The sequence below is a fragment of the uncultured Leptotrichia sp. genome, assembly GCF_938036635.1.
In the GTDB taxonomy this organism is placed as follows: Bacteria; Fusobacteriota; Fusobacteriia; order Fusobacteriales; family Leptotrichiaceae; genus Leptotrichia; species Leptotrichia hongkongensis.
On sequence record NZ_CALHQO010000175.1, the window covers coordinates 1 to 5,736 of the forward strand.

A 5,736-nucleotide genomic window follows, 5' to 3' on the forward strand; every position below is an offset into this window, starting at 1 on the left:
TTTATACGTTTTAAGACACTATAACTTAATTTAATTAGGAGAAAAATGAAAATAAAAAGGGATAACAATGGGTTTACGCTTATTGAGGTTTTGCTGTACATTTCGATTATGGCGATTTTGTTTATGGTGGTTTCTGTGAATTTAGAGAAACAGAGGCAGAATCAGGAGTTTGCAATTCAGAAGAGGAATATTAGCCAGTTTATTAGAAAAATTCAACAGTATGCACAGCACAACAGGAAGGAATATGTGCTGGATTTTAAAATGTCTGAAAAGAGGGCCTATTTTTTGGATGAAAAAAATGGGAAAAAGGATATTATAGACAAAATGGAGATTTCTCAAAACTTATCGTATATGACAAATAATTCTAATAAAAATGCTGATTTTAGAAGACGTACCACAAATGAAGGGAATTTTGAAAAAGGATTTTCCGTTTATTTGCTGGATAAAAAGGGAGAAAAAATTTATTACAGGATTTCCACAAACACAATAAATGCGGCAAAATATCCGATTATAAGTATTTACAGGGCTAAAAAGCCAATTAATCTTTCGGATGATTATTCAAAGGCTAACTTGTGGGAGGAGGAAATTTAAGTTGAAAAGTGGGGGAATTTTTGAGAATAATACAACAACTGGACAAAACAATAAAAAAATAGATTTTGAGAATATAAAATTTCGTAAAATCGTGAAAAAATCTAATAAAAATGAAAATATAAAAAATTCTGGAAATACAAAAGTGAGTAAAAATAATAACAATATTCAAACTCAAGAAAACGTAAATAAATTTGAAAATAAGGAATTTGACAAATATATTTTAGAAATGCAGAAATTGAGAGAAAAAGAAGCTAGAAAAAAGTATATAAAATCTGAACTTTCACGCAGGAAACAAAATTTAGTAAAATTTTTTAATATGGAAATAGGAATTGAAGAAGTGAAAAGAACTTGGCAATTTGGAATTTTAATTTTGGCAGCGATTTTTTTGTTTGTGTTTTATCTGAATTTTGTTACTTTTAAGGGAGAACTTTCTGGAGAAAAGACACTTTATGTGAAGATTGATGGAAATCGTGGAAGTGTCTTGAAGGTTAATAACAAATATTTGAAAAGTCAGGCGAGCATTGAGAATAAGAAGGGGCTTGAATATGGATTTTACCTTATGCGATACAAAATTAGGAAAGTTGTAAATAAAAATGGCAATATTAAGATTGAAGGGAAAGTGTTAGGATATAAAGAATCACGATTAAATGGAGTTCGTAAATATATTTTGGAGATTTTTGATAATTTGTTTATAACTGAAGAAAATTTGTATGCTTTTTCACGTGCTGCGGTTCTGGGAGAAAAGGCGGAAGTTTCTAAGGATATGAAGGATAAGTTTAAATACACGGGACTGGCTCATTTGATTGTAATTTCTGGGACTCATATAAGTTTGGTTGTGATTGGGATTGTGAAAATTTTGGACGGGATGTCGCTAGGGTATAGATTTAAATATCTGATGGCACTTGTGGCACTAACTTTCTATTGTGCATTAATTGGATTTTCTCCAGGAATTTTACGTGCCTATATTATGGGAGCGATGATGATTTTGGCAAGAATTTTATTTGAGCAGGAAGACAGTAAAAAATCCCTGCTGGTGTCGTTTATTGTTATAATTGTGCTAAATCCGTATTCACTTTTTGATATTTCAATGCAGCTTTCATATGCAGCTGTTATAGCAATAATTTTTGTCAATCCTGAATTTAAGAAATTTTATGAAAAAAAGGTTTTGGATAAAATAAAAAACGAAGTATTGAGAAATACTGTAGATTTGATATTTTTAAGTTTAACAATACAAATTACGAGCATTCCTTTATTTTTGTATTATTTTGAAAAATTACCATTATTTTCATTTTTATTAAACATTGTGGGAATACCGATTGGAACAGTTGTTATACAATGTTTATTTTTGGCTGTACTTCTAAATATTTTTAAATTATCTTTATTTAACAGCCTAGTTGTTTTTATTACAGAAGTTATTTTTAAGGCTTTTGAAGGATTTATTTCCGCTGGAAGCAAAATTCCACTTTTACAGATTAGTATCAATGGAAAAGTACCGTTGTGGACGGTTTTTGCATATTATGGAATGTTATTTTTTATAACATTTTTTGTAATGCCGTTGTTTACTGCAAAAATTGATATGTGCTCAAGTTCTTTTAATACTAAGCAATAAAATAATCATAGAAATAGATTTAAGAATGTTATTAGCAGTATAAATGAAAATTATGATAATAAATATATTTTATAAGTTCCTGTTTCGTGGTATAATGATATGATAAAAAAATAATAAAATTTGAAAGGGAGAGATAGAATATGAGTTTACCAAATTGTCCAAAATGTGGATCAGAATATGTTTATGAGGATGGAAATATGCTAGTTTGCCCAGAATGCTTTTATGAATGGGCTGAAAATGGAGAAGAAAGCAGTGATGAAAACATTGTGAAAGATTCAAACGGAAATATTTTGCAGGATGGAGACAGCGTTACAATCATTAAGGATTTGAAAGTAAAAGGTGCATCATCAGACTTGAAGAGAGGGACAAAAGTTAAAAATATAAGATTAATTGATGATGGAGTTCATAACATTGATTGTAAAATAGATGGTTTTGGTGCGATGAAGCTGAAATCGGAATTTGTAAAAAAAATATAAAAAGCAGAATTGGAGAAAGAATGAAATCAGGATTTATAACAATTGTTGGGCGTCCAAATGTTGGGAAGTCTACACTTATGAATAAACTTGTGAAAGAAAAAGTTGCGATTGTGTCGGATAAGGCTGGGACGACTAGGGATCAGATAAAAGGGATTGTAAATATTGGAGAAAATCAGTTTATATTTGTGGATACGCCAGGGATTCACAAACCTAAGCATTTACTTGGGGAACACATGACTAATGTGGCACTAGAAGCACTTGAAAATGTGGATTTGATAATGTTTATGCTGGATGGGACACAGGAAATTTCAACTGGAGATATGTTTGTTAATGAAAATGTGCGAAGTGTGAAGACACCGATTGTGCTTGTTATTAATAAGATTGATAAAATGACGGATGAGGAAATTGAGGAGAAGAAAAAGGAAATTCGTGAAAAATTGGGAGAGTTTGATGAAATAATAACTCTTACGGCGGAATATGCAATTGGAATTCATAAGATATTTGAAGTTGCCGAGAAATATTTGTCAAATGATGTATGGTTTTATCCAGAAGATTACTATACAGATTTACCAGTAAATAAGATTGTTGTGGAAACAGTCAGAGAAAAAATTTTACATCATACAAAAGATGAAATTCCGCATAGTGTGGCTGTGGAGATTATTAATGTAGAAACAAAGCCTACAATTAGAAAATATGATATAAATATTTATGTTGAAAGAGATAGCCAAAAAGGAATTATTATTGGAAAAGATGGGGCTATGCTTAAGAAAATTGGGACAGAGGCTAGACGTGAGATTGAGCATCTGATTGATTTGAAGGTTAATTTGAAATTGTGGGTGAAAGTTAAGAAGAAATGGAGAAAAAATAAGAAATTTCTTGATGAAATGGGTTATAAAATAAAATAACAGTTATTTTAGATTCTATTTGGTTAATAATAATTTCTTTTAATTTTTATAAAAAATTTGCTTGAAAATACATATCTATAGAGAAAGTAGAAATATGAGTTTAAATTTTGGAAACAATTAATAAAAGAGAATTTTGAAAAAAAGAAAGAGGAAAATAGAGATGGATTTTAAGATACATTCAAAATTTAAGCCTACTGGAGATCAGCCTCAGGCTATTAAAAAGATTGTGGAAAACTTGGAAGATGGGATTACAGATCAGATTTTGCTTGGGGTTACAGGATCGGGAAAGACATTTACAGTTGCGAATGTTATTGAGAAAATAAATCGTCCAGCTTTGATAATGGCACCAAATAAAACACTTGCGGCACAGCTTTACAATGAATATAAGCAGTTTTTCCCTGAAAATGCTGTTGAATATTTTGTGTCTTATTATGATTATTACCAGCCTGAAGCGTATATTATGCAAACTGATACGTATATTGAAAAGGACTCTTCAATTAATGATGAGATTGATAAATTGCGGCATGCAGCAACAGCGGCACTTTTGAATAGAAGAGATGTCATTATTGTGGCTTCAGTTTCGGCAATTTATGGATTGGGGTCGCCAGAGGCATATAAAAAGAGATCGATTCCGATTGATGTGGAAACTGGATTTGAGAGAAATGAGCTTATAAAAAGGCTGATTTCACTTAGATACGAGAGAAATGATATTGCATTTGAGCGTGGAAAATTCCGTGTGAAAGGTGATATTCTTGATTTACATCCATCTTATCAGGATACAGGGTACCGTTTTGAATTTTTTGGAGATGATTTGGAAAGTATTTCAGAAATTAATACGCTTACTGGACAGAAAATTAGAAATATAAAAAGAATCACAATAATGCCTGCAACTCACTATTTGACAAATGAAGATACAAAAGTGATGTTTGAGGCAATAAAAAAGGAAATGGAAGAAAGAGTGCATTTTTTCCAAAAGGAAGGAAAACTGCTGGAAGCACAGAGAATTGAGCAAAGAACGAAATATGACTTAGAAATGATTGAAGAAATTGGTTATTGTAAAGGTGTGGAAAACTATTCCAGATATTTGACTGGAAAGGGTGAAGGAGAAGCGCCTGATACGTTGATTGACTATTTTCCAGAGGATTTGGTCGTATTTCTGGATGAGTCGCACATTTCAGTTCCGCAGATAAATGGAATGTATAAGGGAGATAGAGCAAGAAAGAAGGCTTTAATTGACAATGGATTTAGGCTTCCGAGTGCTTACGACAACCGTCCATTAAAATTTGAGGAATTTTTTGAAAAAGTTCCACAAGCTGTGTATATTTCAGCCACTCCAAGCGATTACGAGCTGGAACATTCAAATGGTGAGGTTGTAGAGCAGCTTGTCCGTCCAACAGGAATTGTAGAGCCAAGTATTGACATTCGTGAAACAAAAAATCAAATTGATGACTTGATGGATGAAATAAAAACAAGAACGGCAAGAAAAGAACGGGTTTTAGTTACAACCTTGACAAAAAAAATGGCAGAAGAACTGACAGATTACTATTTGGAATACGGAATAAAAGTAAAATATATGCACTCTGACATTGACACGCTAGAAAGAACAGAGATAATAAGAGGATTGAGAAAAGGTGAATTTGATGTTCTGGTTGGAATAAACTTGCTGCGGGAAGGGCTGGATATTCCAGAAGTTTCATTAGTGGCAATTTTGGAAGCAGACAAGGAAGGATATTTACGTTCCAGAAGATCTTTAATTCAGACAATGGGACGTGCCGCAAGAAATGTAGAAGGACACGTTATCCTATATGCTGACAGAATAACAGGCTCCATGCAGGAAGCCATTGACGAAGTAAACAGACGGCGTGAAGTTCAGGAAAAATACAACTTGGAAAATAACATTAATCCAAAATCAATCGTAAGAGAAATCGCAGAGTCAATCGTAGACTATGAAATTGAAAAAGAAAATGAAGCAAACAAAGCAATCAAGCAGTATAAGAGCGAAAAAGATGTGGAAAAGGAAATTAAGAAACTCGACAAGCAGATTAAAAAACTGGCTGAGGAGCTTAATTTTGAAGAAGCTATTAAATTGAGGGATAAAATGAATGAATTGAAGAAGTTATTAATTGAACTATAATTTTTTATTTTTATAAGAAAT

The 5,736-nt window shown here is 31.9% G+C and carries 5 protein-coding genes; all 5 read left to right on the forward strand.

Annotated elements, in window-relative coordinates; all coding sequences use genetic code 11:
- Window positions 1-45 precede the first annotated feature (45 nt).
- The 5 genes from Q0370_RS03490 (at window position 46) to uvrB (ending at window position 5,715) form a co-directional block, all read left to right on the forward strand.
- Window positions 46-591: a type II secretion system protein gene (locus tag Q0370_RS03490; RefSeq protein WP_299572200.1), complete on the forward strand. Its 546-nt coding sequence runs from the start codon at window positions 46-48 to the stop codon at window positions 589-591.
- 1 nt (window position 592) lies between these two features.
- Window positions 593-2,200 (forward strand): ComEC/Rec2 family competence protein, encoded by a 1,608-nt coding sequence (locus tag Q0370_RS03495; protein WP_299572203.1) that lies wholly within the window; start codon window positions 593-595, stop codon window positions 2,198-2,200.
- Between the two features lie 140 nt (window positions 2,201-2,340).
- A complete protein-coding gene (locus Q0370_RS03500; RefSeq protein WP_299572206.1) occupies window positions 2,341-2,676 on the forward strand; it encodes a zinc ribbon domain-containing protein YjdM in 336 nt (111 codons plus the stop codon).
- Between the two features lie 20 nt (window positions 2,677-2,696).
- Entirely contained in the window at window positions 2,697-3,581 is an 885-nt protein-coding gene (era, locus tag Q0370_RS03505; RefSeq protein ID WP_299572209.1) for a GTPase Era, read from the forward strand.
- 154 nt (window positions 3,582-3,735) lie between these two features.
- Entirely contained in the window at window positions 3,736-5,715 is a 1,980-nt protein-coding gene (gene uvrB, locus Q0370_RS03510; protein WP_299572212.1) for an excinuclease ABC subunit UvrB, read from the forward strand.
- Window positions 5,716-5,736: the final 21 nt, after the last annotated feature.